Origin of the sequence: Xanthomonas sp. SI (assembly GCF_014236855.1) — a bacterium.
In the GTDB taxonomy this organism is placed as follows: domain Bacteria; phylum Pseudomonadota; class Gammaproteobacteria; order Xanthomonadales; family Xanthomonadaceae; genus Xanthomonas_A.
In genome coordinates this window covers 2692969-2716909 of sequence record NZ_CP051261.1, presented here as the reverse complement: position 1 = coordinate 2716909, position 23941 = coordinate 2692969, and the positions used below count along the sequence as shown (strand labels likewise).

23 protein-coding genes are annotated in these 23941 nt (G+C 69.5%); 8 read left to right on the top strand and 15 right to left on the bottom strand.

Annotated elements, in window-relative coordinates; genetic code table 11:
* Positions 1 to 378, top strand: coding sequence for a hypothetical protein (locus tag HEP75_RS11315; RefSeq protein WP_185823612.1), 378 nt, complete (start codon positions 1 to 3; stop codon positions 376 to 378).
* Between the two features lie 448 nt (positions 379 to 826).
* On the opposite strand, the gene HEP75_RS11310 is transcribed toward HEP75_RS11315, so the two are convergent.
* The 3 genes from HEP75_RS11310 to HEP75_RS11300 all read right to left on the bottom strand — a co-directional run bounded on the left by HEP75_RS11310 (position 827) and on the right by HEP75_RS11300 (position 4682).
* Positions 827 to 2851, bottom strand: a complete 2025-nt coding sequence (locus HEP75_RS11310) for a DUF4105 domain-containing protein (RefSeq protein ID WP_255423828.1) — start codon at positions 2849 to 2851, stop codon at positions 827 to 829.
* The gene (locus HEP75_RS11305; protein ID WP_185812989.1) at positions 2851 to 3168 is read right to left on the bottom strand and encodes a DUF2388 domain-containing protein; all 318 of its coding nucleotides are present in this window, start codon (positions 3166 to 3168) and stop codon (positions 2851 to 2853) included. Before HEP75_RS11305 ends, HEP75_RS11310 begins: the two co-directional genes overlap by 1 nt.
* A 125-nt stretch (positions 3169 to 3293) precedes the next feature.
* Complete coding sequence (locus HEP75_RS11300) at positions 3294 to 4682, bottom strand: FAD-binding oxidoreductase (RefSeq protein WP_185823610.1); 1389 nt, start codon at positions 4680 to 4682, stop codon at positions 3294 to 3296.
* A gap of 294 nt (positions 4683 to 4976) precedes the next feature.
* Here HEP75_RS11300 and serA point away from each other — a divergent pair, with 294 nt between their 5' ends.
* The gene (gene serA / locus HEP75_RS11295; protein WP_185823609.1) at positions 4977 to 6218 is read left to right on the top strand and encodes a phosphoglycerate dehydrogenase; all 1242 of its coding nucleotides are present in this window, start codon (positions 4977 to 4979) and stop codon (positions 6216 to 6218) included.
* 196 nt (positions 6219 to 6414) lie between these two features.
* Here the strand turns inward: serA and HEP75_RS11290 are convergent, their stop codons facing one another.
* Positions 6415 to 6696, bottom strand: coding sequence for a hypothetical protein (locus HEP75_RS11290; protein ID WP_011036994.1), 282 nt, complete (start codon positions 6694 to 6696; stop codon positions 6415 to 6417).
* Positions 6697 to 6802: 106 nt separating this feature from the next.
* Positions 6803 to 7354, bottom strand: a complete 552-nt coding sequence (locus HEP75_RS11285; protein ID WP_185823608.1) for an NUDIX hydrolase — start codon at positions 7352 to 7354, stop codon at positions 6803 to 6805.
* Positions 7355 to 7524: 170 nt separating this feature from the next.
* Here HEP75_RS11285 and HEP75_RS11280 point away from each other — a divergent pair, with 170 nt between their 5' ends.
* The 6 genes from HEP75_RS11280 to HEP75_RS11255 all read left to right on the top strand — a co-directional run bounded on the left by HEP75_RS11280 (position 7525) and on the right by HEP75_RS11255 (position 13600).
* On the top strand, positions 7525 to 8997 hold the full coding sequence (locus HEP75_RS11280) for an amino acid permease (RefSeq protein ID WP_185812993.1): 1473 nt from the start codon (positions 7525 to 7527) through the stop codon (positions 8995 to 8997).
* Between the two features lie 85 nt (positions 8998 to 9082).
* Positions 9083 to 10519: an amino acid permease gene (locus tag HEP75_RS11275; protein ID WP_185823607.1), complete on the top strand. Its 1437-nt coding sequence runs from the start codon at positions 9083 to 9085 to the stop codon at positions 10517 to 10519.
* 9 nt (positions 10520 to 10528) lie between these two features.
* The gene (locus HEP75_RS11270; protein ID WP_185823606.1) at positions 10529 to 11170 is read left to right on the top strand and encodes a methylthioribulose 1-phosphate dehydratase; all 642 of its coding nucleotides are present in this window, start codon (positions 10529 to 10531) and stop codon (positions 11168 to 11170) included.
* A 106-nt stretch (positions 11171 to 11276) separates the two neighbouring features.
* Complete coding sequence (locus HEP75_RS11265) at positions 11277 to 11843, top strand: acireductone dioxygenase (protein ID WP_185823605.1); 567 nt, start codon at positions 11277 to 11279, stop codon at positions 11841 to 11843.
* Between the two features lie 3 nt (positions 11844 to 11846).
* On the top strand, positions 11847 to 12545 hold the full coding sequence (mtnC, locus tag HEP75_RS11260) for an acireductone synthase (protein WP_185823604.1): 699 nt from the start codon (positions 11847 to 11849) through the stop codon (positions 12543 to 12545).
* A gap of 56 nt (positions 12546 to 12601) precedes the next feature.
* On the top strand, positions 12602 to 13600 hold the full coding sequence (locus tag HEP75_RS11255; protein WP_185823603.1) for a C13 family peptidase: 999 nt from the start codon (positions 12602 to 12604) through the stop codon (positions 13598 to 13600).
* Positions 13601 to 14668: 1068 nt separating this feature from the next.
* Here the strand turns inward: HEP75_RS11255 and HEP75_RS11250 are convergent.
* The 10 genes from HEP75_RS11250 to HEP75_RS11205 form a co-directional block, all read right to left on the bottom strand.
* Positions 14669 to 16255, bottom strand: coding sequence for a calcineurin-like phosphoesterase family protein (locus tag HEP75_RS11250; RefSeq protein WP_185826574.1), 1587 nt, complete (start codon positions 16253 to 16255; stop codon positions 14669 to 14671).
* Positions 16256 to 16333: 78 nt separating this feature from the next.
* Positions 16334 to 16987 (bottom strand): bifunctional phosphoribosyl-AMP cyclohydrolase/phosphoribosyl-ATP diphosphatase HisIE, encoded by a 654-nt coding sequence (gene hisIE, locus HEP75_RS11245; protein ID WP_255423827.1) that lies wholly within the window; start codon positions 16985 to 16987, stop codon positions 16334 to 16336.
* Positions 16977 to 17753 carry an imidazole glycerol phosphate synthase subunit HisF gene (gene hisF, locus HEP75_RS11240; protein WP_185823602.1) on the bottom strand — a complete coding sequence of 259 codons (777 nt, stop codon included), beginning with the start codon at positions 17751 to 17753 and terminating at the stop codon, positions 16977 to 16979. Before hisF ends, hisIE begins: the two co-directional genes overlap by 11 nt.
* A complete protein-coding gene (hisA, locus tag HEP75_RS11235) occupies positions 17747 to 18481 on the bottom strand; it encodes a 1-(5-phosphoribosyl)-5-[(5-phosphoribosylamino)methylideneamino]imidazole-4-carboxamide isomerase (protein WP_185823601.1) in 735 nt (244 codons plus the stop codon). Before hisA ends, hisF begins: the two co-directional genes overlap by 7 nt.
* Positions 18478 to 19080 (bottom strand): imidazole glycerol phosphate synthase subunit HisH, encoded by a 603-nt coding sequence (gene hisH / locus HEP75_RS11230; protein ID WP_185823600.1) that lies wholly within the window; start codon positions 19078 to 19080, stop codon positions 18478 to 18480. Before hisH ends, hisA begins: the two co-directional genes overlap by 4 nt.
* Positions 19081 to 19108: 28 nt before the next feature.
* On the bottom strand, positions 19109 to 20236 hold the full coding sequence (gene hisB / locus HEP75_RS11225; RefSeq protein WP_185823599.1) for a bifunctional histidinol-phosphatase/imidazoleglycerol-phosphate dehydratase HisB: 1128 nt from the start codon (positions 20234 to 20236) through the stop codon (positions 19109 to 19111).
* Entirely contained in the window at positions 20233 to 21342 is a 1110-nt protein-coding gene (gene hisC / locus HEP75_RS11220; protein WP_185823598.1) for a histidinol-phosphate transaminase, read from the bottom strand. Before hisC ends, hisB begins: the two co-directional genes overlap by 4 nt.
* Complete coding sequence (gene hisD / locus HEP75_RS11215) at positions 21339 to 22634, bottom strand: histidinol dehydrogenase (RefSeq protein WP_185820230.1); 1296 nt, start codon at positions 22632 to 22634, stop codon at positions 21339 to 21341. Before hisD ends, hisC begins: the two co-directional genes overlap by 4 nt.
* Positions 22631 to 23545: an ATP phosphoribosyltransferase gene (gene hisG / locus HEP75_RS11210; RefSeq protein WP_185823597.1), complete on the bottom strand. Its 915-nt coding sequence runs from the start codon at positions 23543 to 23545 to the stop codon at positions 22631 to 22633. The genes hisD and hisG overlap by 4 nt, the downstream gene beginning before the upstream one ends.
* A gap of 9 nt (positions 23546 to 23554) precedes the next feature.
* Complete coding sequence (locus HEP75_RS11205) at positions 23555 to 23881, bottom strand: YerC/YecD family TrpR-related protein (protein WP_179564306.1); 327 nt, start codon at positions 23879 to 23881, stop codon at positions 23555 to 23557.
* Between the last annotated feature and the right edge of the window lie 60 nt (positions 23882 to 23941).

The window sequence follows — 23941 nt, the reverse complement described above, 5'->3', positions numbered from 1 at the left end:
ATGCGTGCGCGCTGCACCCTCGTACTGGCGACGCTGCTGATCCTGCCCGGCCTGGCCGCGGCCAAGCCCGCGGCCGCGGAGCAGGGCGCGGCCGCCTGCACGATCCCGGAGGAGGTGGATCCCGAGCACCACGCCGGCTTCTGCGCGCTGCCGCAGGAGATCCGTGCGTTCGTCGCGCGCCAGGACGTGTGCAACCACTTCGCCGGGGAGGAACCCTACGATGCGGCGCGACGCAGCGAGCTGGACAAGGCGATGGCGAAGTACTGCGACGGCAACGAGGCGACCTGGGCCAGGCTGCGCGCGAAGTATCGGCAGGATCCGGTGCGCGATGCCTGGCTGGATCGCTATGGCGAAGACGTGGGTCTGGATTTGCCGTAGCAGTGGCGGAGTGGCGGCAGCGGGACGCGTGTTACTTGCGCTCCTGAGTCTTCATCGTGGTCGGCTCGCGATGTTCGATTGAACGAGGCTTTGCCCCTACCCTCATCTTTCGCTGCGGCGCCCTCGTGATGTTCGATCGCGCGAGGCTTCGCCCGTACCCTCATCCGCCCCTTCGGGGCACCTTCTCCCGATGGGAGAAGGGAACTGCGCTTTTAGCCCCTCTCCCACCGGGAGAGGGGTTGGGGTGAGGGTCGGGAGCGAAGCGCCTCGTCCAATCAAGACACCAGCGGCTTTTGGTCACGGCTGACAGTTGGCTGCTAGCCGATGTCCTGAATGGCCGCAACTCCGTCATGCAGGAGCGAATTCCATCGCGCGACCTTTTCCAGATGGGCAAGTCCCGCGAATCCGACGCTCAAGCAATTGCTGTCGCGATCGAACCGCCTCCCCATCATTGCTTGCCGGCAGGCTGCAACACTGAAGGCGAAACCAGCTGCAGTCCGCCGCTGTCGCGGTTGAGATCGCGCAGCCGCGCGCCCAGCGTCGCCAGGTTCGCATCGATCTGCTGCAGCTCCGCGCGCAGCGGTGGCGGCAGCAAGGCATGCAGGCGCGCCTGCAGCGCGACGCCGTCGCTGCGCAGTGCGTCGATCCGCGCTTGTCCCTGACGCTGCAACCATGCGCGCTCCTGCGCCTGCGGCAACCCATAGCCGGGCTGGCCCTGCAGCAGCGTCGACGGTTGGCTCAACAGACCTTGCTGCGCCAACATCGCGCGAACTGCGGCAGCGGCATCCTGGGTCTGGGCATCCGTCGCGTCGGCGACCGTGGTGCCATCACCATCACCATCACCGGCATCAGCACCAGCACCAGCGCCAGTACCGGCCCCTGCTCCTGCTCCGGCGTCGACTCCGGAACCGGCATCGGCAGACGCAGGCGCAGACGCAGGCAGATGCGCCCTGGCCAGATAACGCCGCTTCAAGGCATCGCGGCCGCGCTGCTCCTGGCGCCGGCGCGCGGCGTTCTCAAGCAACAAAAGTGCGGCGCTGGCGCGCAGGTCGCCGCGCTGCAGCCAGGGCGCGCGCTGCGCCGCCGGCAGGTCCAGCCAGGTTTCCACGCTGCGCGCCGGCAATGCCAGCTGCGCGCGCGCGACCGCGAACATCGCCGCGTAGTGCGCGCTCGCCGGCGCGAAGTAGTAGCCCTGGCGCGTGGCGGCGTCCGCATCGTCCAGCACCGCGGTGTCGGCGATGCCGGCGCGGGCCAGGCGGCGCAGCAGGCCGGTCGGGCTGATCCCGGCCAGGCGCGCGCCGGCCAGCCGCGGCACGCCGTCGTGCAGCAGCTTGTAGGTTTCCACCGCGCAGTTGTTGCTGAGAAAGTAATAGCGCCCGTCGTAGCTCCAGTGCAGCTGCGCGGCGCGCTCCAGCAGCGCCACGCGCTCGTCCGCGCTCAGCCGCAGCGGAATCGACTGCAGGCCGCGCAGCTGCACCTGGGTGTAGTCGTCCACCACCTGGCGCAGCGGCAGCACGAACAGCCGCGACGGATACGAACCGACCAGGCCGCGCATGTTGGAGATCTGCACGTCGTCGACGAACGCGCGGAACGACAGCACCTTGTGATACGCCAGGTCCAGGCGGCAGTCGGGACCGGGCGCGCGTCCCGGCGCGCAGATCACCAGCCGCAGCATGCTGTGGCCCCAATGGCTCATCGGCTGCGCGTTGCCCTCGGCCAGCAGGTAGTCGATCGCGTAGACCCGCGCCGGATCCAGTTGCAGCAGCGCCGCCTCGTCGGCCAGCGGATCCTGCAGATAGGCCATGCCGGGCGCGCACGCCGTCGCCGGCGGCGACCAGGCCAGGCGCTGCGCGAAATACCGCGCCAGCGCCGGGCGCCGGCACGCGTAGTCGGGATCCAGCAGGAAATGTTCCAGATTGACCGCGACGAATTCCGTCGGCGACTCAAGTTCGTACCGGTCCGGGCTGCGCTCGCTGAAGGCATTGCGACCCACGCGCAGGCCCAGCCGCATCGGACTGACCTGCCAGCCGGCCAGATCCAGCAGGCGCGGATCCGACGATAGCTGGCCCGCCGCGGAGCGGTCGTAGAAATGCGCCAGTTCGTGCAGCAGTGCGGCGACCGCCGGCCGCCTCGCCGGGTCCGCTGCGCCATCGTCGGCGGCACCGGCGGCAGGCTGCGCCATCCACGCGCGCAGCAGGGCCTTGTTCAACAGCAGGTGCCGCGCCTGCGCCCTGCCGTGCACCTGTTCGGGCAGGTCGTCGCGCCATTGCAGCGTCAGCGGCGTCGCGATCGCCGCGCTCCAGGCCGGCGGCAGCTTCGGCAGCGTCGCGTCGAGCAGGGCCTGGCTGGCCGCGCGTTCGGAAGCGCTCAATCCGCCCGCATCGACCTGCAACCGCACTGCCTGCGCAGGCAGTGCGCACGCCAACCCAAGCAGCGCCAGCCACGCCAGCCGGCGCAGCCGCCGGCGCGGCATCACAGCGCCAGGATGGCCTGCGCCAGTTGCAGGTCGCTGGCCTGCTGCGCCTGCGGGTTGCGCTCGCGCAGCACGCGCAGCGCCGCCTCCAGTTGCACGCCGCGGATGCGGCCGGCACTGGCGACGAAACCGGCCGCGTCGTCGCGCGCCTGCAGCACCAGTTTGTCGTCGCCGGAGCTGCTGTCCGAAGACGCGGAACTGCCGGCAGAACCGGCCGAGGCGGAACCGGCGGAACTGCCGGCGAAGCTGGAAGCCTGCGCGAACGCGGGGACGGACAGGATCAACAACAGGGCGCAGCGCGCGGTCACTCGGTTCATCGCATCGGTTCCAACGGGATCGGGAATAGAGAAGCGGCCATGGCCGCGTCGGCATAGCCTAGCCGGCCGCCGCCGCAAGCGCGAGCATCGACGCCGCGCGCATGCCTGCACGGCGTGCGCGCGGCTCAGGGATCGAACAGCTTGCCCGGATTGAGCAGCCCTGCCGGATCGAACACGCGCTTGACCGCGCGCATCAGCGCGATCTCCTCGGCGCTGCGGGTGCTCTCCAGATACGGCTTCTTGACCAGGCCGATGCCGTGTTCGGCGGAGATGCTGCCGCCATGCTCGGCCAGCACCTGCGCCAGCAGCTTGGTGACCTGTTCGCAGGCGGCGATGAAGTCGGCGTCGGCGCTGGCGTCGGGCTTGAGCACATTGATGTGCAGGTTGCCGTCGCCGATATGGCCGAACCAGACCACGTCGAACTGCGGATAGGCTTCGCCGAGCAGGGCCTGGGTCTGCGCCAGGAACGCTGGCATCGCCGAGATCCGCACCGACACGTCGTTCTTATACGGCTTGTAGCGCGCCACCGCCTCGGTGATGCCTTCGCGAAGGCGCCACAGCTGCGCCGCCTGCGCATCGCTCTGGCTGATCACCCCGTCCAGCACCCAGCCCTGCTCCATGCACGCCTCGAACGCGGCCAGCGCCGCGGCTTCCTGCGCCTCGTCGCCGCTGGCGTACTCGGTGACCACGTAATACGGATAGACCGTGTCGAACGGCGCCTGCGCGCCATGCGCCAGCACATGTTCCAGCGCGCGGTCGGTGAAGAATTCGAACGCCTCCAACTGCAGGCGGCCGCGGAACGCGGCGAACACCTGCATCAGCACTTCGAACGACGGCAGCGCCAGCAGCATCACGTTGCTCGGCGGCGGCGGATCGGTCAGCCGCAGCGTGGCCTCCACGACGATGCCGAGGGTGCCTTCGGAGCCGATCAGCAGCTGGCGGAAATCGTAGCCGCTGGAATTCTTGATCAGCCCGCGGTTGAGTTCGAGCAGCTCACCGCTGCCGGTCACCACCTTGAGCCCGGCGATCCATTCGCGGGTATTGCCGTAGCGGATCACGCGGATGCCGCCGGCATTGGTGGCGATGTTGCCGCCGATCGAACACGAGCCGCGCGCGGCAAAATCCACCGGATACACCAGCCCGTGCTCGCGCGCCGCGTTGTGCACGGCCTCCAGCGGCATGCCGGCCTGCACGGTGAGGGTGCGATCGACCGCATCGAACGCCAGCGCCTTGTTCATCCGCTCCAGGCTCAGCACCAGTTCGCCGTGCGCGGCCACCGCGCCGCCGGACAGGCCGGTGCGGCCACCGGAGGGCACCACCGCCACCGCATGGTCGTTGGCCCAGCGCAGCACCGCCTGCACCTCGTCCACCGTGGCCGGCAGCGCGATCGCCAGCGGCGCCGGCGTCCAGCGCCGGGTCCAGTCGCGGCCGTAGTGCTCCAGGTCGGCGGGGTCGGTCTTCAGGCGCAGTCCGGGAACGGAGTGCGTAAGGGCGTCCAGGCGCGGGTCGGTCATCGGCTCAGGGTCGGGGCGAAGGCAAGCGTTCAAGCGTGCCAGCGTTGTGCGGCGGCGTCCAGTTGGGCGCGGAACCAGTGATTGGGGATTGGGATTGGGGGCTGATCCACGAAACGGGCGAACGTCTGGGCGCCATCCCCGAATCTCGAATCCCGAATCCCCGCCCAAACATCGATGCAACTGAAACCTTTGCCGGCGTTGCGTTTGCACGACCCCGGCGTCCTATTGCGACGCACCAAAGCGCGGACGCATCTGGCATAGTGACCGACCCTTTCGCTTCGCCTCGCCGCCGCAATGTCGCCCAAGAAAACCTCGTTTCCGAAGCAGGACATCCGCGTCCTGCTGCTCGAAGGCATCAGCCAGACCGCCATCGACGTGTTCCGCGCCGCCGGCTACTCGCAGATCGAACTGCACGCCAAGTCGCTGCCGGAAGAGGAACTGAAGGCGCGCATCGCCGAGGCGCACATCGTCGGCATCCGCTCGCGCACCCAGCTCAGCGCCGAGGTGCTGGCGCAGGCCAAGCGCCTGATCGCGGTCGGCTGCTTCTGCATCGGCACCAACCAGGTGGACCTGGACGCGGCCGAGCTGGCCGGCATCCCGGTGTTCAACGCGCCCTACTCCAATACCCGCAGCGTCGCCGAGCTGGTCATCGCCGAGGCGATCCTGCTGCTGCGCGGCATTCCGCAGAAGAACGCCGAATGCCACCGCGGCGGCTGGTCGAAATCGGCCACCGGTAGCCACGAGACCCGCGGCAAGGTGCTGGGCATCGTCGGCTACGGGCATATCGGCACCCAGGTCGGCGTGCTGGCCGAATCGCTGGGCATGCAGGTGATCTTCCACGACATCGAGGCCAAGCTGTCGCTGGGCAACGCGCGCGCGGCGACCGACCTGGACGACCTGCTGACGCGCTCGGACGTGGTGACCTTGCATGTGCCGGAAACCGCAGCGACCAAGGACATGATCGGCGCAGCGCAGATCGCGCAGATGAAGCCCGGCGCGCACCTGATCAATGCCTCGCGCGGCACCGTGATCGACATCGCCGCGCTGGACGCGGCATTGACCTCCGGTCACATCGGCGGCGCGGCGGTGGACGTGTTCCCGGTCGAGCCCAAGGGCAACGGCGACGTATTCGAATCGCCGCTGGCCGCGCACGACAACGTGATCCTGACCCCGCACGTGGGCGGCAGCACGCTGGAAGCGCAGGACAACATCGGCGTGGAAGTGGCGGCCAAGCTGGTGCGCTACAGCGACAACGGCAGCACCCTGTCGGCGGTGAACTTCCCCGAGGTCACCCTACCCGAGCACGCCGAGAGCCTGCGCCTGCTGCACATCCACCGCAACGTGCCGGGCGTGCTGTCGCAGATCAACGAACTGTTCTCGCGCCACAACGTCAACATCGACGGCCAGTTCCTGCGCACCGACCCCAAGGTCGGCTACGTGGTGATCGACGTCGCCGCCAGCGAAGAACTGGCGGCGGTGCTGAAGGACGAGCTGGGACAGATCGCCGGCACGCTACGCACGCGCATCCTTTACTGAGCGGAACTCGGGACCGGGGACCCGGAACAGCGGCGGCGCTGGCGAGCCCCTTCTCCGACTGCGATCGGGCTTGGAGTGTTTTGCGGCTACGACGCAAACGCGCGCGGGTGCGAAGGCTTGAATCAAGCGCGGTAAAGTGGATCACGCGGCACACGCTCTTGCGAATCCCCAATCCCAAATCCCGAATCCCCGCCCCTCAGGGCTGCAACTCGCCGCGCAACCCCTCGCTCAACAGATAGTCGTCGGCCTTCAAATACCACCGCTCCGGGCCGGTGGTGACCGCCTCCATGTACAGGCCGTCGCCGTCCTCGCGCGGCGGGCGCTGCAGGCTGACGATCGCCACGCCATGCGGCGGCCCGCTCAACGCCAGCAGCGCCCGTTGCACGGTGCGCGCCAGTTCGGCCGAATCCATCCGGTCGTCGACCGGGCGGAACGCCAGGCGATAGGTGAACGAAGCAGCGGTGCGGGACATGGGCATGGACAGGCAATGGGCGCCCAAGGGTACCCAATCCCGCCATGCCCGCCCAGCCAACGGACGCTCGGCGCCCGCGCAAGCCGGTCCGGCAGCGCCCGGCGCCGGCGCATCAGCTGCCGCCGTGCGCCAGCCACTTGCCGGCCATGCGCCGCAGCGACGGATCCAGGTCCGGTTCGGCCAGCAGTTCGGCGATCGGGCGCCAGGCCAGGGCCAGCGATTCGGCGCTGACCGCGAACGCCTCGTCGGCGCCGGCGCGCACCACGTAGCGCGCGTCGAAATGCCAGTGCCCCGGCACGTCCTGGCGCTCGGGGATCCAGTGCCGGTCCAGGTCGAACAGTACGCCGTCCTCCAGCGCCAGGCCGGGCAGCCCGGATTCCTCCTCGGCTTCTTTCAGCGCCACCAGCGCCAGGTCGCGGTCGCCGTCGGCATGCCCGCCCAGCTGCAGCCAACGCTGCAGCTTGCGGTGGTGGGTCAGCAGGGTGCGGGTGCCGTCGGCGCTGACCAGCCAGGCCGAACCGGTGAAATGGCCATCCAGGCGTTCGCGCACGAACGGGTCCTGCGCATCGTCCAGCAACGCCAGGAATTGCGCGGCAAGCTCGGCCTCCTGCGGCCAACGGGCGGTATAGGCCTGCAACTGGCGGCGCAGGGAAAGGTCCGGCATGGGCGGTTCTCGCAATCAGGGACCGCCATTATCGCCGCCGACGGTGCGGCGCGGCTTGTGGCGGCCGTCCGGCTTTGGCATGGTACGACGCTTGCGTGGCCTGCTTGGGCCTAGCGCACCATCTTTACCGGGGCACGACAGCCCCGCTCGCCACCCAGGGGATCCACCGCATGCTGAAGTCTCTGTTGAGGGTCAAGCCGATCGAACCGGCCGGGCACGTCGATGCCGGCGAACCGTTCGAAGGCAGCCTGGAAGGCGAAGCCACGCTGAAACGGACCCTCACCGCCAAGCATCTGATCATGCTCGGCATCGGTGCGGTGATCGGCGCGGGCATCTTCGTGCTGACCGGCCAGGCCGCGGCCAACCACGCCGGACCGGCGGTGATGCTGTCGTTCGTGTTCGCCGGCATCGCCTGCGCCTTCGCCGGCCTGTGCTACGCCGAGTTCGCGGCGATGATGCCGGTCTCCGGCAGCGCCTATTCCTATTCCTACACCACCCTGGGCGAAGGCGTGGCCTGGTTCATCGGCTGGTGCCTGGTGCTGGAATACCTATTCGCCGGCTCGAGCGTCGCGGTCGGCTGGTCGGCCTACCTGATCAGTTTCCTCACCGGCACCCTGGGGCTGCCGTTCCCGGCCGAACTGGCCGGCGCGCCGCTGGCCTGGACCGGCCACACCTTCGTCGCCTCCGGCAGCATCGTCAATCTGCCGGCGGTGCTGATCGTGGTCGCGGTCAGCGCGCTGTGCTACGTCGGCGTCACCCAGTCGGCGTTCGTCAACGCCATCGTGGTGGCGATCAAGGTGCTGGTGATCTGCCTGTTCGTCGGCTTCGGCGTGTCCCACGTCGATCCGGCCAACTGGCATCCGTTCATTCCCGAGAACACCGGGCCGGGCCAGTTCGGCTGGAGCGGCATCTTCCGCGCCGCCTCGATCGTGTTCTTCTCCTACATCGGCTTCGACGCGGTCTCCACCTCGGCCGGCGAAACCAAGGATCCGCAGCGCAACATGCCGATCGGCATCCTGGTGTCGCTGGCGGTGTGCACGGTCATCTACATCATCGTCTGCGCGGTGCTGACCGGCCTGCTGCCCTACACCCAACTTGGCACCGCCAAGCCGGTGGCCACCGCGCTGGAACACTACCCGAGCCTGGCCTGGCTGAAGACCGCGGTGGAGATCGGCGCGATCGCCGGCCTGTCCTCGGTGGTGCTGGTGATGCTGATGGCGCAGCCGCGCATCTTCTACACCATGTCGCGCGACGGCCTGCTGCCGAAGCTGTTCGGCAAGGTCCACCGCAAGTTCCACACGCCCTACGTCGGCACCATCTTCGTCGGCGTGGTCGCCGCGCTGCTGGCTGGGCTGATCCCGCTGGACGTGCTCGGCGAACTGGTGTCGATGGGCACCCTGCTCGCCTTCGCCACGGTCTGCATCGGGGTGATGGTGCTGCGCTTCACCAAGCCCGACCTGCCGCGCCCGTTCCGCGTGCCGCTGGCGATGGTGATCTGCCCGCTCGGCGCGCTGGCCTGCCTGTTCCTGTTCCTGCAGGCGTTCCAGGAACACTGGAAGGTATTCGTCGGCTGGACGGTGATCGGCCTGTTCATCTATTTCGGCTACGGCATCCGCCACAGCCGCCTGGCCACAAAGGCCTGATTCTCCCCCCGAAGACCGGCGCCCGCGCCGGTCTTCGCGTTCGTTCCTTCTTCCATCGCGCGCAGCGCCAGGCTGGAATCGCTCCATGTTCAAACAACTCTGGGCCACCAAACATCCCCATGCCGCCCACGAGGACGCCGGCGGCCTGGGCCTGCAGCGTGCGCTCGGGCCCTGGGGCCTGACTGCGCTGGGCATCGGCGCGGTGATCGGCGGCGGCATCTTCGTCATCACCGGACAGGCCGCGGCCAACCATGCCGGCCCGGCGATCATGCTGTCGTTCGTGCTGGCCGCGCTGTGCTGCGCGTTCTGCGCGCTGGCCTACGCCGAGTTCGCGGCGATGGTGCCGGTATCCGGCAGCGCCTACACCTACACCTACGCCACCTTCGGCGAGCTGGCGGCGTGGTTCATCGGCTGGATGCTGGTGCTGGAATACGGCGTGTCGGCCTCGGCGGTGGCGGTGAGCTGGACCGGCTATTTCCTCAGCCTGCTCGACCATTTCGGCATCCACCTGCCCGCGGCGCTGGTCAACGCGCCGCTGGACGGCAAGCTGCAGCGCACCGGCGCGATCGCCAACCTGCCCGCCGCCGGCATCGTGCTGCTGCTGACCTGGCTGTGCTACGTCGGCATCCGCAAGTCCTCGGCGATGAACATGGCGATGGTGGTGCTGAAGACCGGGCTGATCCTGCTGGTCATCGCGGTCGGCTGGAAGTACGTGGACACGGCCAACTGGCACCCGTTCATCCCGGCCAACGAAGGCCCCGGCAAGTACGGCATGGACGGCGTGCTGCGCGGCGCGGCGATGGTGTTCTTCGCCTACATCGGCTTCGAGGCGGTGTCGGTGGCGGCGCAGGAATCGCACCGCCCGCAGCGCGACCTGCCGATCGGCATGATCCTGTCGCTGGTGATCTGCACCGTGCTGTACATCGCCATGGCGGCGGTGATGACCGGACTGGTGCCGTACACCCAGTTGGGCACCGACGAGCCGGTGGTGACCGCGGTGGCCGCGCATCCGCAGCTGGCGTGGCTGCGGGTGGTGGTCGAGGTCGGCGCGCTGATCGGCCTGTCCTCGGTGGTGCTGGTGATGATCATCGGCCAGCCGCGGATCTTCATGATCATCGCCCGCGACGGGCTGCTGCCGCCGCTGTTCACCCGGATCCATCCCAAGTACCGCACCCCGCACATCAACACGGTGATCACCGGCATCGGCATCGCGCTGCTGGCGGCGCTGTTCCCGCTGGACGTGCTCGGCGAACTGACCTCGATGGGCACGCTGATCGCCTTCGCCGCGGTCTGCGCCGGAGTGCTGATCCTGCGCCGCACCCAGCCGGACCTGCCGCGCCCGTTCCGCATCCCGTTCGCCTGGCCGATCTGCATCGCCGGGGTGCTCAGCTGCATGGCGCTGCTGTCGGCGATGACCGCGCACAACTGGCTGCTGATGGCCGGCTGGACCGTGCTCGGCCTGCTGATCTATTTCGGCTACGGCTTCCGCCACAGCCGTCTGCGTGCCACACAGGCTCGCTAGAATAGGGGCATGAACGCACAGCCCTACGATACCGAACGCCTGCGCACGCTGGCCCAGCTGCTGATCGGCAACATCCGCGAACTGTCGGCGGCCGGCTGGACTCCGGCCACCAGCAGCAACTTCTCGCACCGGCTCGACGCCGCGCATGCCGCGATCACCGTGTCCGGCCGCGACAAGGGTCGGCTGGTCGAGGCCGACATCATGGTGGTGGACTTCGACGGCAAGGCGGTCGGCAGCGATCACCGGCCCTCGGCCGAGACCCTGCTGCACACCCAGCTGTACCGACGCTTCCCGGAAATCGGCTGCGTGCTGCACACGCACTCGCCGGTGCAGACCATCGCCTCGCGGCTGTACGCCGGCGCCGGCCACGTGCGCCTGGAAGGCTACGAATTGCTGAAGGCGCTGCACGGCAACCAGACCCACGAGACCGCGGTGGAGTTGCCGGTGTTCGCCAACACCCAGGACATGACCGTGCTGGCCGCGCAAGTGGACGCGCTGCTGGACCGCGCGCCGCTGTGGGGCTACCTGATCGACGGCCATGGCCTGTACGCCTGGGGCCGCGACATGGCCGAGGCGCGCCGCCACCTGGAAGCCATCGAGTTCCTGCTGCATTGCGAACTCGAACTGCGCAAACTGCGCGCCACCAGCTGAGCCGCGGCGCACAGCGCCGGCGCGACAGCGTTCCAGCGCCGCAACGGCGGCTTACCCGCCAGCTGCTACCCTTTTCCTCCCCTCCACGACGCCCTCGCCCGCCGCCATGAGCCGACTCCGCATCTTCGCCGAAACCACTCCCGACGCGCCGCTGTTCGACAGCCGCGATGGCGACGCGATCGCCGCCGAACTGCGCAAGATCGGCGTCACCTTCGAGCGCTGGCAGGCCGACCAGCCGATCGAGGCCGGCGCCACCCCGGAAGCGGTGATGACCGCCTACAAGAGCGACATCGACCGCCTGGTGGCCGCGCACGGCTTCAAGACCGTGGACGTGGTCAGCATCGCCCCGGACCATCCGCAGCGCGAGGAGATGCGCAGGAAGTTCCTCGAGGAGCATTTCCACAAGGAAGACGAAGTGCGCTTCTTCGTCGCCGGCTCGGGCCTGTTCACCCTGCACGTGGACGGCAAGGTCTACGAGATCGAATGCGTGCAGAACGATCTGATCGCGGTGCCGGACGGCACCCACCACTGGTTCGACATGGGCCCGGAGCCGCGCTTCATCGCGATCCGCTTCTTCACCGAGCCGGACGGCTGGGTCGGCCATTTCACCGGCACCGACATCGCCCAGCGCTTCCCGCGCTACGAAGCGGCGCTGCGCGGCGAGGCGAACTGAGCGATGGGCAACCCACGCGTGATCCTGACCGACATCGAAGGCACCACCAGCAGCATCTCCTTCGTCAAGGACGTGCTGTTCCCCTACGCGCGTCGCGCCCTGCCCGAGTTCGTGCGCGAACACGGCCAGCAACCGCAGGTGCGGCAGTGGCTGGACGCGGTGGCGACCGAATCCGGCGGCATCTGCACCGATGCGGTGATCGTGGAGACGCTGCAGGGCTGGATCGACCAGGACCGCAAGCACACCGCGCTGAAGGCGTTGCAGGGCATGATCTGGGAGGCCGGCTACCGCGACGCCGACTTCGCCGCGCACATCTACCCCGACGCCGCGCCGGCGCTGCGCCGCTGGCATGCCGACGGCCACCCGCTGTACGTGTACTCGTCCGGCTCGGTGCCGGCGCAGAAACTGTTCTTCGGCCATAGCGACGCCGGCGACCTGACCGGGCTGTTTTCCGGCTGGTTCGACACCGAGGTCGGCGCCAAGCGCGAAGCGGCCAGTTACGTGCGCATCGCCGAGGCGAGCGGCGTGCCGGCCGCGCAGATCGTGTTCCTGTCCGACGTCGTCGCCGAACTCGATGCCGCGCGCGAGGCGGGGCTGGACACGGTGCTGGTCGATCGCCGCGAGGACTATCCCGAACCGCGCCTGGGCGATGCCTGCAACGGCCACCGGCGCGTGGAGAGCTTCGCCGAGCTGGCGCTCTGAGCGCCGCGGCAGCCGCCGCACGCGACCGCCTCCTTTCTCCGCCGCAGCCGCCGCCCATGCCTTCGTTCCTGCGCAGCCTCCGCGTGCCGCACCGCCGCCTGGCCCTGGCCCTGCTGCTGGCGCTGCTGCTGCCCGCCTGCCATCCGGATGCCGGCGCGGCACAGGCGCAGGCCGATGCGGCGGCGCCGGTCGATCCGATCGACCAGGCGCAGCTGCGCAAGGCGCTGGCCGCGCTGCAGCCGCAGCGGCCGGGCACCACCGACCTGTACGTGGTCGGCTTCGCCGGCGACGCCAGCGAGGACGTGTTCCGCAACGAGACCCAGTACCTGCACCAGCTGTTCGCGCAGCGCTTCGACGCGGCGGGACGCATCGTCACCCTGATCAACCACGCCGACAATCTCGGCGCCCAGGCCTACGCGCCGCAGGCCTCGTACGACAACCTGGCCGACACGCTGCAGCGCATCGGCAAGCTGATGGACCGGCGCGAGGACGCGCTGCTGCTGTTCCTGACCAGCCACGGCACCGAGCAGCACGAACTGTATGTGCAGTTCGGCCCCGGCGAGGACGCCGACTACGACACCATCACGCCCAAGGAATTGCGCGGGCTGCTCGACGACGCCGGCATCCGCAACCGGGTGATCGTGCTGTCGGCCTGCTATTCGGGCGGCTTCGTGCCAGAGCTGAAGAGTCCGGACACCCTGATCATCACCGCCGCGCGCCGCGACCGGCCCTCGTTCGGCTGCGGCAACACCGCCAGCGCGACCTATTTCGGCCGCGCCTGGCTGATCGACGCGCTGGCGCGCACCACCGATTTCGTCGAGAGCTATCGCCTGGCCACGGCCGAGATCACCGCGCGCGAACAGGCCGAAGGCGAAGCGCCGTCGTATCCGCAGCTGTACGTCGGCGCGCGCATCGCGCCGCTGCTGCAGCGCTGGCGTGCGCAGCTGCGGCCGGTCGCGGCGCCGGCGTATCCCTATGCGGAACCTGATGCAGAGATGGAGTCGGAGACAACAGCAACGCCGGACACAGCGGCCGGCGGCAAGGCTGGGCAATAGCTAAGCCGGGCAAGACTTCGGATCCGAATGCCGACGACGAAGCCGAGACGGCAGGTTCGGTGCGCGCGCGACAGCATTCGAAAGGATGATGAGGTGACTTCGCCCTGACCCTCAGCTCCGCCCACTCTCCCACGGGGGACTTCCTTCGGTCGCGGGGGAGAGGAGCTTCAGTGTGGTGATCGGCATCGCACTCCGCGGTCGTACCCATCATGGGCGTCGCGCGACGACAGCCGCGCAAGACGATCCGACAAGTACGCAGTGCGGCATCGAGCGCATGTCTTGTGTGCGTCGCCTTGCGTAGATGAGAGTGAGTCGCGTTTGATCGCCGAATCGTGGCACTCGCTAAACTTGGCCTCGCAGCAAGCCCGCCAGCCTCACGCCAGCCAGCTGCGCCCGATCCTTCCGCCCGCTCGCCTTCGCTCGCCAGCCAGGATCACCCGCTTTCGACAGCCTCCCGCGCGGAGGCGTCTTTGTTTTTGGGATTCGGAAAATCCACTTGCTGGTCTTGTGTCTTGGCTCAACGGTGCCGGCAAATCCACGGGCTCTGAAGAGTTTGCTACTCGCGCTCGTCGCGAATGAAGTCGTTCCCACAGGATTTCGCGGCAAGCCAGCCTGGTGAACTGTAGGAGGGGCTTCAGCCCCGGCAGTTCGCTTGCGGAGCCGACCAGTTTGCCGACGCATTCGTCGCGGCTGAAGCCGCTCCTACAAAGGCGCGCAGTAGCGGGCTGGATGCAGTGTGGAGGGACTTCAGTCCCGACAGCTGACGAAGCCACCCATCTCGCTGCCACATTTGTCGTTATCGGGACATCTCCTACAGAAAGCGCAGAAAGCCAGCGTGAGCGCACTGTAAGAGGGGCTTCAGCCCCGACAGTTCGCTTGCAGGGCCGACCAGTTTGCCGGCGCATTCGTCGCGGCTGAAGCCGCTCCTACAAGGGCGCGCAGCAGCGGCCTGGATGCAATGTGGGAGGGACTTCAGTCCCGACGCAGGAAGCCTGACCGTTCGCCGTTCGCCGCTTCTTGCAGCGGCTAGGCGCCCGTTGCATCAACGCGCCGACCCGCGGCGCGTACTCAGGGCGTCGCGTCCTGCAGGCGATAGCCGGTGCTCGCGCGCTGTTCGCCGCGCCAGCGGTCGAAGGCACGGACTTCGATGCGGTGCGCGCCGGCGCCCAGGTCGGTCGGCAAGGCTCCGCGCCACAGGTGCTGCGACGGGGTCGCTTCCGGCGAGCGGTCGTAGCCGCGCAGGGTCTCGGCGGCATCGTCGCGTGCGTTCTCGGCGAGCAGGTCCGGATCAGGCTGCTGCACGCGGGCCATCGGTTTCCACGCGCCATCGTCGATGCGGTATTCCACGCGGCTGTCGTCCTGGCCCATGAACACGTTCGCGTACACCGCCCAGGCCGGATAGGCGCCGCGGCGCAGCGCCTTCGGCGCGTGCAGGGTCATCGGCGCATCGTCGGCCGCGCGCGCGGCGTGGTAAGCCAGCGCGTAGCGGCCATCGCGCTGCAGCGTCAGCAGCGCATAGCCGTTCGGGGTGCCGTCGGCCATCGTCGCGTCGGGAATACCGTCGGCATCCTTGGCCCCGGACCAGAACGCGCCGCAGGCCGCGCCCACGTTGTACTCATGCAGCGGCTGCGCGCCGTGCCAGCCGTCGTCGGCACCATGGTAGTAGTGGCGCTGGGTGTGGCTGTGGCCGCTGAGCACCAGCACGTGCGCGAACGGTTGCAGCAACGCGAACAGGCGCGCGCGTTCGGCATGGCGGAAGGTCTCCTTGCCCGGCGCGGCGTCGAATAGCGGGATATGCATGCCCAGCACCAACAACCGCTCTTTTGGCAGCGTGGCCAGGTAGGCCTGCAGGAACGCGAACTGGTCCTCGCGCAGGCCGCCGATGTAATTGGGTTTCTGCTGCGGCTGGTAGACCACATCGTCGAGGAACACGAAGCTGGCGCCGCCCTCTTCCACCGCGTAAGTATCCGGGCCATAGATCGCGCGCCAGCTGGACAGCGAGCCAGCATCGTCGGCCGCATCGAAATTCAGATCGTGGTTGCCGGGCACATGGAACCACGGCACGTCGAGCTTGGCGGTTTCGGCATTCAGCGCCGGATACAGCGACAGGTCGTCGCTGACCACGTCGCCCAGGGTGGTCCCCAGCCGCGCGCGGGTCTTGCCGAGTAACGGCGCGACGATGTCGCGCGCGTAGTAACCGACATCGGTCGCCGAGGCGGTCTGGGTGTCGGCGAACACCAGCACCTCGGTGCTGGCCGCCGGCGCTTGCGCGCGCAGCGCGAAATCCCAGCCGCTGGTGGCGCCGTGGGTCGGCGCGATGCCCGGATACTTGAGCTTGGGCGATCCCGCCGGCGCGTAATGCCGCCAGTAGGCCGGCAAACCGTTGCCGGCGCTGGCGAAGGCGTAGCCGTCGGGCTTGATCACGAACACCGTGCGCCCCGGCTCCACCGCCAGGCTGTAGCGGCCCTGCGCATCGGTGCGCACGATGTGTACGCCGTCGGAGACCTGCACACCGGCGATGCCGCGCTCGCCGTTGCTGAGGCCCGCGTGGCCGTCGCGCTCCTGGTAGACGCTGCCGCTGATCGTCGCCGGCTGCGCCAGCGCGGGCGCCGCGGCGGTCAACAGGCAGGTAAGCACTACGGCGCGCAGCAGCATGCGGGACATCCGGCAATCGACAGAAGCCGCGATTGTAGCCACCCGCCACGGCACGACGGTGACCGCCGTCGCGTCGGACTACTTGTGCCGCGCCTCCAGCACCGCGACCGCGTCGGCCAGCGCCAGGCCGCGCGCGCGCAACAGCACGGTCAGGTGGTACAGCAGGTCGGCCGATTCGCCGAGCAGCGCTGCATCGTCCTGCGCCACGCCGGCCAAGGCGGTCTCCACGCCTTCCTCGCCGACCTTCTGCGCAATACGCCGGGTGCCCTTCTCGAACAATTGCGTGGTGTAGCTGCCCGGCGGACGCTCGCGTTCGCGTTGTTCGACCAGGCGGTCGAGCGCGCCCAGGAACTGGCCCGGCGCCTGCGGGAAGCAGCTGCTGCGGCCGAGGTGGCAGGTCGGGCCATGCGGATGCGCCAGCACCAGCAGCGTGTCGCGGTCGCAATCGGTCTCGATCGACACCAGGTCCAACGTGTTGCCCGAGCTTTCGCCCTTGGTCCACAGGCGCTGCTTGCTGCGGCTGTAGAAGGTGACCTTGCCGCTGGCGCGGGTCGCGGCCAGGGCATCGGCATTCATGTAGCCGAGCATCAGCACGCGCAGCGTGGCCGCGTCCTGCACCACCACCGGCAGCAGGCCATCGCCCTTGCTCCAGTCCAGCGTGCTCCAATCAAACGTGTCCCAATCAAACGCCGCATCCGCGGGCACGGCGGCGGTTTCGTGCTCATGCGCCATCGCGCACCTCGATCTGTCGTTGGCGCAGGAAGCGCTTGAGGTCGGGAATCGGAATCGCGCCGCTGTGGAACACGCTGGCGGCCAGCGCGCCGTCCACGTCGGCCTGTTCGAACACGTCGGCGAAGTGCTGCATCTCGCCGGCGCCGCCGGAGGCGACCAGCGGCACCTTGCACAGCGAGCGCACCTCGAACAGCTGTGCGATGTCGTAGCCGCGGCGCACGCCGTCGTTGTCCATGCAGTTGAGCACGATCTCGCCGGCGCCGAGTTGCTGCGCCTCCACCACCCAGTCCACGGTGCGCACGCGCAGCGCCTGGGTCTTGTCCGGGTCGCCGGTGAAGCGGCGCACGCGCCACTGGCCGTCGTCCTCGCGGATCGAATCGATGCCGACCACCACGCATTGCACGCCGAACGCTTCGGCCAGTTCGGCGATCAGCGCCGGCCGTTCCAGTGCCGGCGAGTTGATCGAGATCTTGTCGGCGCCGGCATGCAGCACCGCGCGTGCGGTGGCCACGTCGCGGATGCCGCCGGCCACGCAGAACGGGATGTCGATCAGCCGCGCCACCCGTTCCACCCAGGCGTAGTCGACCGAGCGCCCTTCCGGGCTGGCGCCGATGTCGTAGAACACCAGTTCGTCGGCGCCCTGGTCGCGGTAGCGCAAGGCCAGTTCGACGATGTCGCCCATGTCGACGTGGTCGCGGAACTTGACGCCCTTGACCACGCGGCCGTCGCGCACGTCCAGGCACGGGATGATGCGCCGGCTCAACATGCCAGCGCCTCGTCCAGGCGCAATCGCCCTTCCAGCAGCGACTTGCCGAGCACCGCACCGGCGCAGCCGACCTCGCGCGCGGCGCGCACGTCGGCGGCGTCGCGGATGCCGCCGGAGGCCTGCACGTGCACGCCCGGCGCGATCCGGCGCAGGTAGGCATACAGCTCCAGGTTCGGCCCGGACAGCATGCCGTCACGAGCGATGTCGGTGCACAGCAGGTGTTTCAGCCCGGCCGCGGCGTAGTCGACCGCCAGCGCTTCCAGAGTCAACGAGGAGGTCTCGGTCCAGCCCAGCACCGGCAACCGCCACACGCCCTGCGCGTCCTGGCGCGTGTCCAGCGCCACGGTGATGCGCTCGGCGCCGAACTCGGCCAGCCATTCCAGCACCGACTCGCGGTCGCGCACCGCCAGCGAGCCGATCACCACGCGCGCGGCACCGGCGTCGAGGATGCGCTGCACGTCGGCGCGCGAGCGCACGCCGCCGCCGGTCTGCACCTGCAGCCCGGTCTGGGCGCCGATCTGGCTCAACAGCGGCGCCAGGGTGTAGCCGCCGGCGCGCGCCGCATCCAGGTCCACCAGGTGCATCCAGCCTGCGCCGGCGTCGGCGAAGGCCTGCGCGCGCGGCAGCGGATCGTCGCCGTAGTGGGTTTCGCGGGCGTAATCGCCCTGCGCCAGCCGCACCACGCGGCCGTCGCGGATGTCCAGCGCGGGATAGACGATGAAGCTCATGGAAAATCGGTCTCGAGGAAGTTGCGCAGGATGCGCGCGCCGGTGCTGGCCGAGCGCTCGGGATGGAACTGCGCGCCGCAGCGGCGGCCGTGCTGCACCACCGCGGTGAACAGGCCGCCGTGATCGCAGGCGGCCACGGTGTCGGCGGTGACCGGTGCGGCGTAGCCATGCACGAAGTACGCAGTGGCAGTGTCCGGCAGACCCTCAAGCAGCGGCGAGGCACGCATCGGCAGCAGCCGGTTCCAGCCCATGTGCGGGATGCGGATGCCCAGCGCCGGCGGCATGTGCCGGACCACGCCGGTCAGCAGGCCCAGGCAATCGACGTCGCCTTCCTCGGAATGCTCGAACAGCAGCTGCATGCCCAGGCAGATGCCGATCAGCGGCACCTCGAGCGCTCGCAGCGGTTCGATCAGGCCTTGCTCGCGCAGCCGCGCCATCGCATGCGGCGCGGCGCCGACCCCGGGCAGGATCACCCGGTCCGCGCCCTGCAGCCCGGCCGCGTCGCGCACCAGCCTGGCTTCCACGCCCAAACGCTCCAGCGCGTAGCGCACCGAGCCGAGGTTGGCGCCGCCGGCATCGATCAGGGCGACGTCGGTCATCGCACGCTCCCCGCAGAACACGCGCGCATCACAGCACACCCTTGGTCGAAGGCAGCGCGACGCCCTCGCGGCGCAGCGCCTGGCGCAAGGCGCGCGCCAATGCCTTGAAGCAGGCTTCGACCTTGTGGTGGTCGTTGTCGCCGTGCACGCGCAGGTGCAGGTTCAGGCCCGCGGCATCGCACAGCGAACGGAAGAAATGCGGCACCAGTTCGGTCGGCAGGTCGCCGACGCGCTCGCGCTTGAACTCGCCTTCGAAGACGAAGTACGGGCGGCCGCTGAAATCCAGCGCGGCGCTGGCCAGGGTCTCGTCCATCGGCAAGGTGAAGCCGGCGCGGCCAGCGGCGTCGGCGGCCGGCCACGGGCTGTCCGGCGGATCGAAGCCGTAGCGGCCGATGCCGCGCTTGTCGCCCAGCGCCTGGCGCAAGGCCTGGCCCAGCGCCAGGCCGGTGTCCTCGATGGTGTGGTGTTCGTCGATATGCAGGTCGCCCTCGGCGCGCACGTCCAGGGCGAAGCCGCCGTGCTTGCCGATCTGCTCGAGCATGTGGTCGAAGAACGGCAGGCCGGTGGCGCAGTGCGGATCGCGCGCCAGGTCCAGATCGATCTCGACGCGGATCCGGGTTTCCTTGGTATCGCGCTGCACGGTGGCGCGACGCGGCGCGTCGGCCAATTCGTGGGCGATGCCGACCCAGTCCCAGTCGCCGCCGAACTGCTCGGTCTTCAGCTGGAAGCCGCGGATGCGCAGGTTCTCGGCGAACTGGATGTCGGTGAGGCGGTCGCCGACCATCGCCGAACGCACCCAGTCGATGCTGCGGTCCTGCAGGTACGGCAGCATCAGGCCGATGCCGGGCTTGCGCGTGGGCGCGTTGTCGGCCGGCCAGCTGCGGTCGATCAGCACCTCGCGGAAGGCGATGCCCTGGCTGGCGAAGATCTGCAGCATCAGGTCGTTGGGGCCGTCGAACGCGGCCTGCGGATAGGCGTCGCTGCCCAGGCCGTCCTGGTTGGTGACGATGACGAACTGGTAGCCGGCATCGCGCAATTTCAGCATCGCCGGGATCACGCCCTGCACGAAGCGCAGCTTCTCGTAGGCGTCGATCTGGAAATCGGCCGGCTCCTCGATCAGGGTGCCGTCGCGGTCGACGAACAGGATCGGGGTCATGCCGCCGCCCTCCCCGCCTGCAGCGCACCCAACACGCGCTGGTTCTGCTCCGCGGTGCCGAGGGTGATGCGCAGCGCATCGCCCAGGGTCGGCGCGGCGCGCTGGTCGCGCACCACCACGCCAGCGCCGAGCAAGCCGCGGAACGCGGCTTCGGCATCGTCGAAGCGCAGCAGCAGGAAGTTGCCTTGCGAAGGATACACGCGGCGCACGCCGGGCAGCGCGCCCAGCGCGGCGGACATGCGCTCGCGCTCGCGGCGGATCTCGGCCACGCGCGCCGCGGTCTGCCGCAACGGCTCGGCCTGCAGCGCGGCCAACGCCAGCTGCGTGCACGGTGCCGGAATCGGGTACGGCGCCTGGCAGCGGCGCAGCACCGCGATCAGCGCCGGATCGGCGATCACGCAGCCGATCCGCACCGCGGCCAGCGCATGCGCCTTGGACAGCGTGCGCAACACCGCCAGGTTGGGATACCGCGCCAGCAACGTGGTCGCCGACGGCACATCAGAGAATTCGCCGTAGGCCTCATCGACCACCAGCAAGGCGCGCCCATGCAGGCGTTCGGCGGCACGTTCGATGTCGGCCAGCGGGATCGCCGCCCCGCTGGGATTGCCCGGCGAGCACAGGAACACCAGCTTGGCCATCTGGCTCAGCGCCGCATCGACCACCGCATCGACGTCGGTAACCAGTCCGGTCGCATCCTCGCGCAACGGCACGTCGACGATGCGCGCGTTCTGCAGCCGCGCGCACACCGCATACATGCCGAACACCGGCGGGGTGATCACGATCGCGTCGCGGCCCGGCTCGCACAGCGCGCGCAGCAGCAGGTCGATGGCCTCGTCGCTGCCACGGCCGAGCAGCAACTGCTCTGGCGCGCAGGCGTACAGCGACGCCAGCGCCGCTCGCAACGCCGGCGGTTGCGGATCCGGATAGCGGCGGTTGCCGGCGTCGCGGTCGGCGGGGTTGGCCCAGGCCGATTCGTTGGCGTTGAGCCAGACCTCGCCGTGCAGCGCGCTGCTGCGCGCCGAGGAATAGCCGGCGAAGTCGCGCAGGTCGTGGCGGACCAGCGCCAGCATCGATCCCGGCATCTGCGTGTCGTTCGGCGCGCTCATGCCGCCTTCTCCATCCGTAGCGCCACCGCATTGGCATGCGCGTCCAGGCCTTCGGCGCGCGCCATGATCACCGCACAGGCGCCGATCGCGGCGATGCCGGCGCGGCTGGCGCTCTGCACGCTGACGAAGTTCTGGAAGCTGGCGACGCTGACCCCACTGTAGGCGCGCGCCGCGCCGTTGGTCGGCAGCACGTGGTTGGTGCCGCTGCAATAGTCGCCCAGCGCTTCCGGGGTGAAATCGCCGAGGAACACCGAGCCGGCCGCCTCGACCCGCTCCAGCCAGCCGCGCGGCTCGCGCAACGCCAGGATCAGGTGCTCGGGCGCATAGCGGTTGCTGATCGCGAAGGCGTCCTCGAGCGTACCGACCTGGATCAGCCGCGAGGCGGCCAGCGCCTGGCGCGCGATCGCCGCACGCGGCAGCGTCGCCAGCTGGCGCTCGATCTCGTCCTCGACCGCATCGATCAGCTCGGCGCTGTCGGACAGCAGCAGCACCTGCGAGTCCGGGCCGTGCTCGGCCTGCGACAGCAGGTCGGCGGCGACGAACGCGGCGTCGGCGCCGCCATCGGCGATCACCAGCACCTCGGACGGCCCGGCCGGCATGTCGATCGCCGCCGCGCCGGCCTGTGCCACCTGCTGCTTGGCCTCGGTGACGTAGCCGTTGCCCGGCCCGAACAGCTTGTCGCAGGACGGCACCGACTCGGTGCCGAAACCCATCGCCGCGATCGCCTGCGCGCCGCCGAGCTTGAACACGCGATCCACGCCGGTCAGCTTCGCCGCGACCAGCACCGCCGGATCGGCCGAGCCGTCGGCGCGCGGCGGCGTGCACAGCACCACCTCGCGGCAACCGGCCAGCGCCGCCGGCACGCACAGCATCAGCGCGGTGGACGGCAGCGGCGCGCTGCCGGCCGGCACGTACAGGCCGACCCGGCCGATCGGCCGCACTACCCGCTCGCAGACCACGCCCGGCGCGGTTTCCACCGCATAGGGCTGCGCCATGCCGGCGCGATGGAAGGTCTCGATCCGCGCCGCGGCCTGCGCCATCGCCTCGCGCAGCACTGGCGGCACCGCCGCTTCGGCGGCGGCGAACTCGTCGGCACCGACTTCGAAACTCTGCAGCACCACGCCGTCGAAACGCGCGGTGATCTCGCGCAATGCGGCATCGCCGCGGCCGCGCACGTCGTCCAGCAGCTGCGCCACCGCGGCGCGGGTCTGCGCGGCGACAGTCTGCGCCGGCCGGGTCAGGGCCTGCGTGCGCGCCTGCGCGTCGAGCGAATTCCAATCCAGTCGGTTCATGCCAGCGAGCGCTCCACCGTCAACACCATCAGCCCCTGCGCGCCGGCGCGCTCCAGTTCCTCCATGCGCTGCCAGGTGATCGCGCCGTGGCACATGGTCTGCAACTGCAGCGGGCCATCGCCGTCGCCGGGCAGTTGCACCAGCGGGTCGGCATCGGGCAGCAGCCGGGTCAGTTCGGCGACGTGATCGCGCGAGGCGCGGAACATCAGCAGCTTGCTGTCGCGCAGCTTGAGCACGCCGTCGAGCCGGCGCAGCAGCATCGCCGCCAGCGCGGCGCGGGCGTCGCCCGGTTCGCGCACCGGCCCGGCCAGCACCGCCTCGCTTTCCAGCAACGTCTCCACCGGCTTGAGCTGGTTGGCGGCCAGGGTCGCGCCGCTGGACACCAGGTCGCAGATCAGGTCGGCGGTGCCCAGGCGCGGCGCGATTTCCACCGAGCCGGACAGTTCCACCACCTGCGCGTCGAGGCCGCGCGCTTCCAGCCAGTCGGCCAGCACCGCCGGATAGCTGGTGGCGATGCGCTTGCCCTGCAATTGCTCCGAGCCGGTCCACTCCCAGCTGTCGGGCACCGCCAGCATCAGCCGGCACTGGCCGAAGTTCAGTCCGCGCAGCGCGCGGTAGGCTTCCGGCAGGCCGTTGCGGCGGCGCTCGCCGGCCTGCTCTTCCAGCTCGTTGCGGCCGACGATGCCGAAATCGCAGACGCCGTCGGCGATCAGCCCGGGGATGTCGTCGTCGCGCACTAGCAACAGGTCCACCGGCAGCGACTCGCCGTAGCAGAACAACTTGTCGCGGCTCTCGCGCCAGCTCAGCCCGCAGGCGGCCAGCACCGCCCGCGCCGGCTCGGCCAGGCGGCCGCTCTTCTGGATCGCGATACGCAGCCGGTCACGCGCCGGCGCTGCCAGGGAAGCACTCATCAGGACATCTCAATGGGAATCGGAGGGGCGCGCCGCTTGCCGGCGCAGCGCCGTGGCATAGCCGCCGGCGCCGTATTCCAGGGTCCGCGCGACGCGGCCGATGGTGGTCACGCTGACCTGGGTCAGCTCGTGGATCTCGCGGTACGGGACGCCCTTGAGCAGCAGCGGCACCACCCGCCAGCGGTCGGACATCGCCTCCAGCTCGGCCGGCGTGCACAGGTCCTGCAGGAACGCGGCGACCTCCTGCGGCTTGCTCAGGTGGGCCAAGGCGCGCGAAAGCGCCTTGAACGAGGTGTCGCTGTCGCGATCGGGTTGCGTGGCGGGTCGTTGTTTCATTGCGATAATGTAATAGCGTGTTAGTACATTAGCGCGATTGGACAGGCCGGGTCAAGCCGC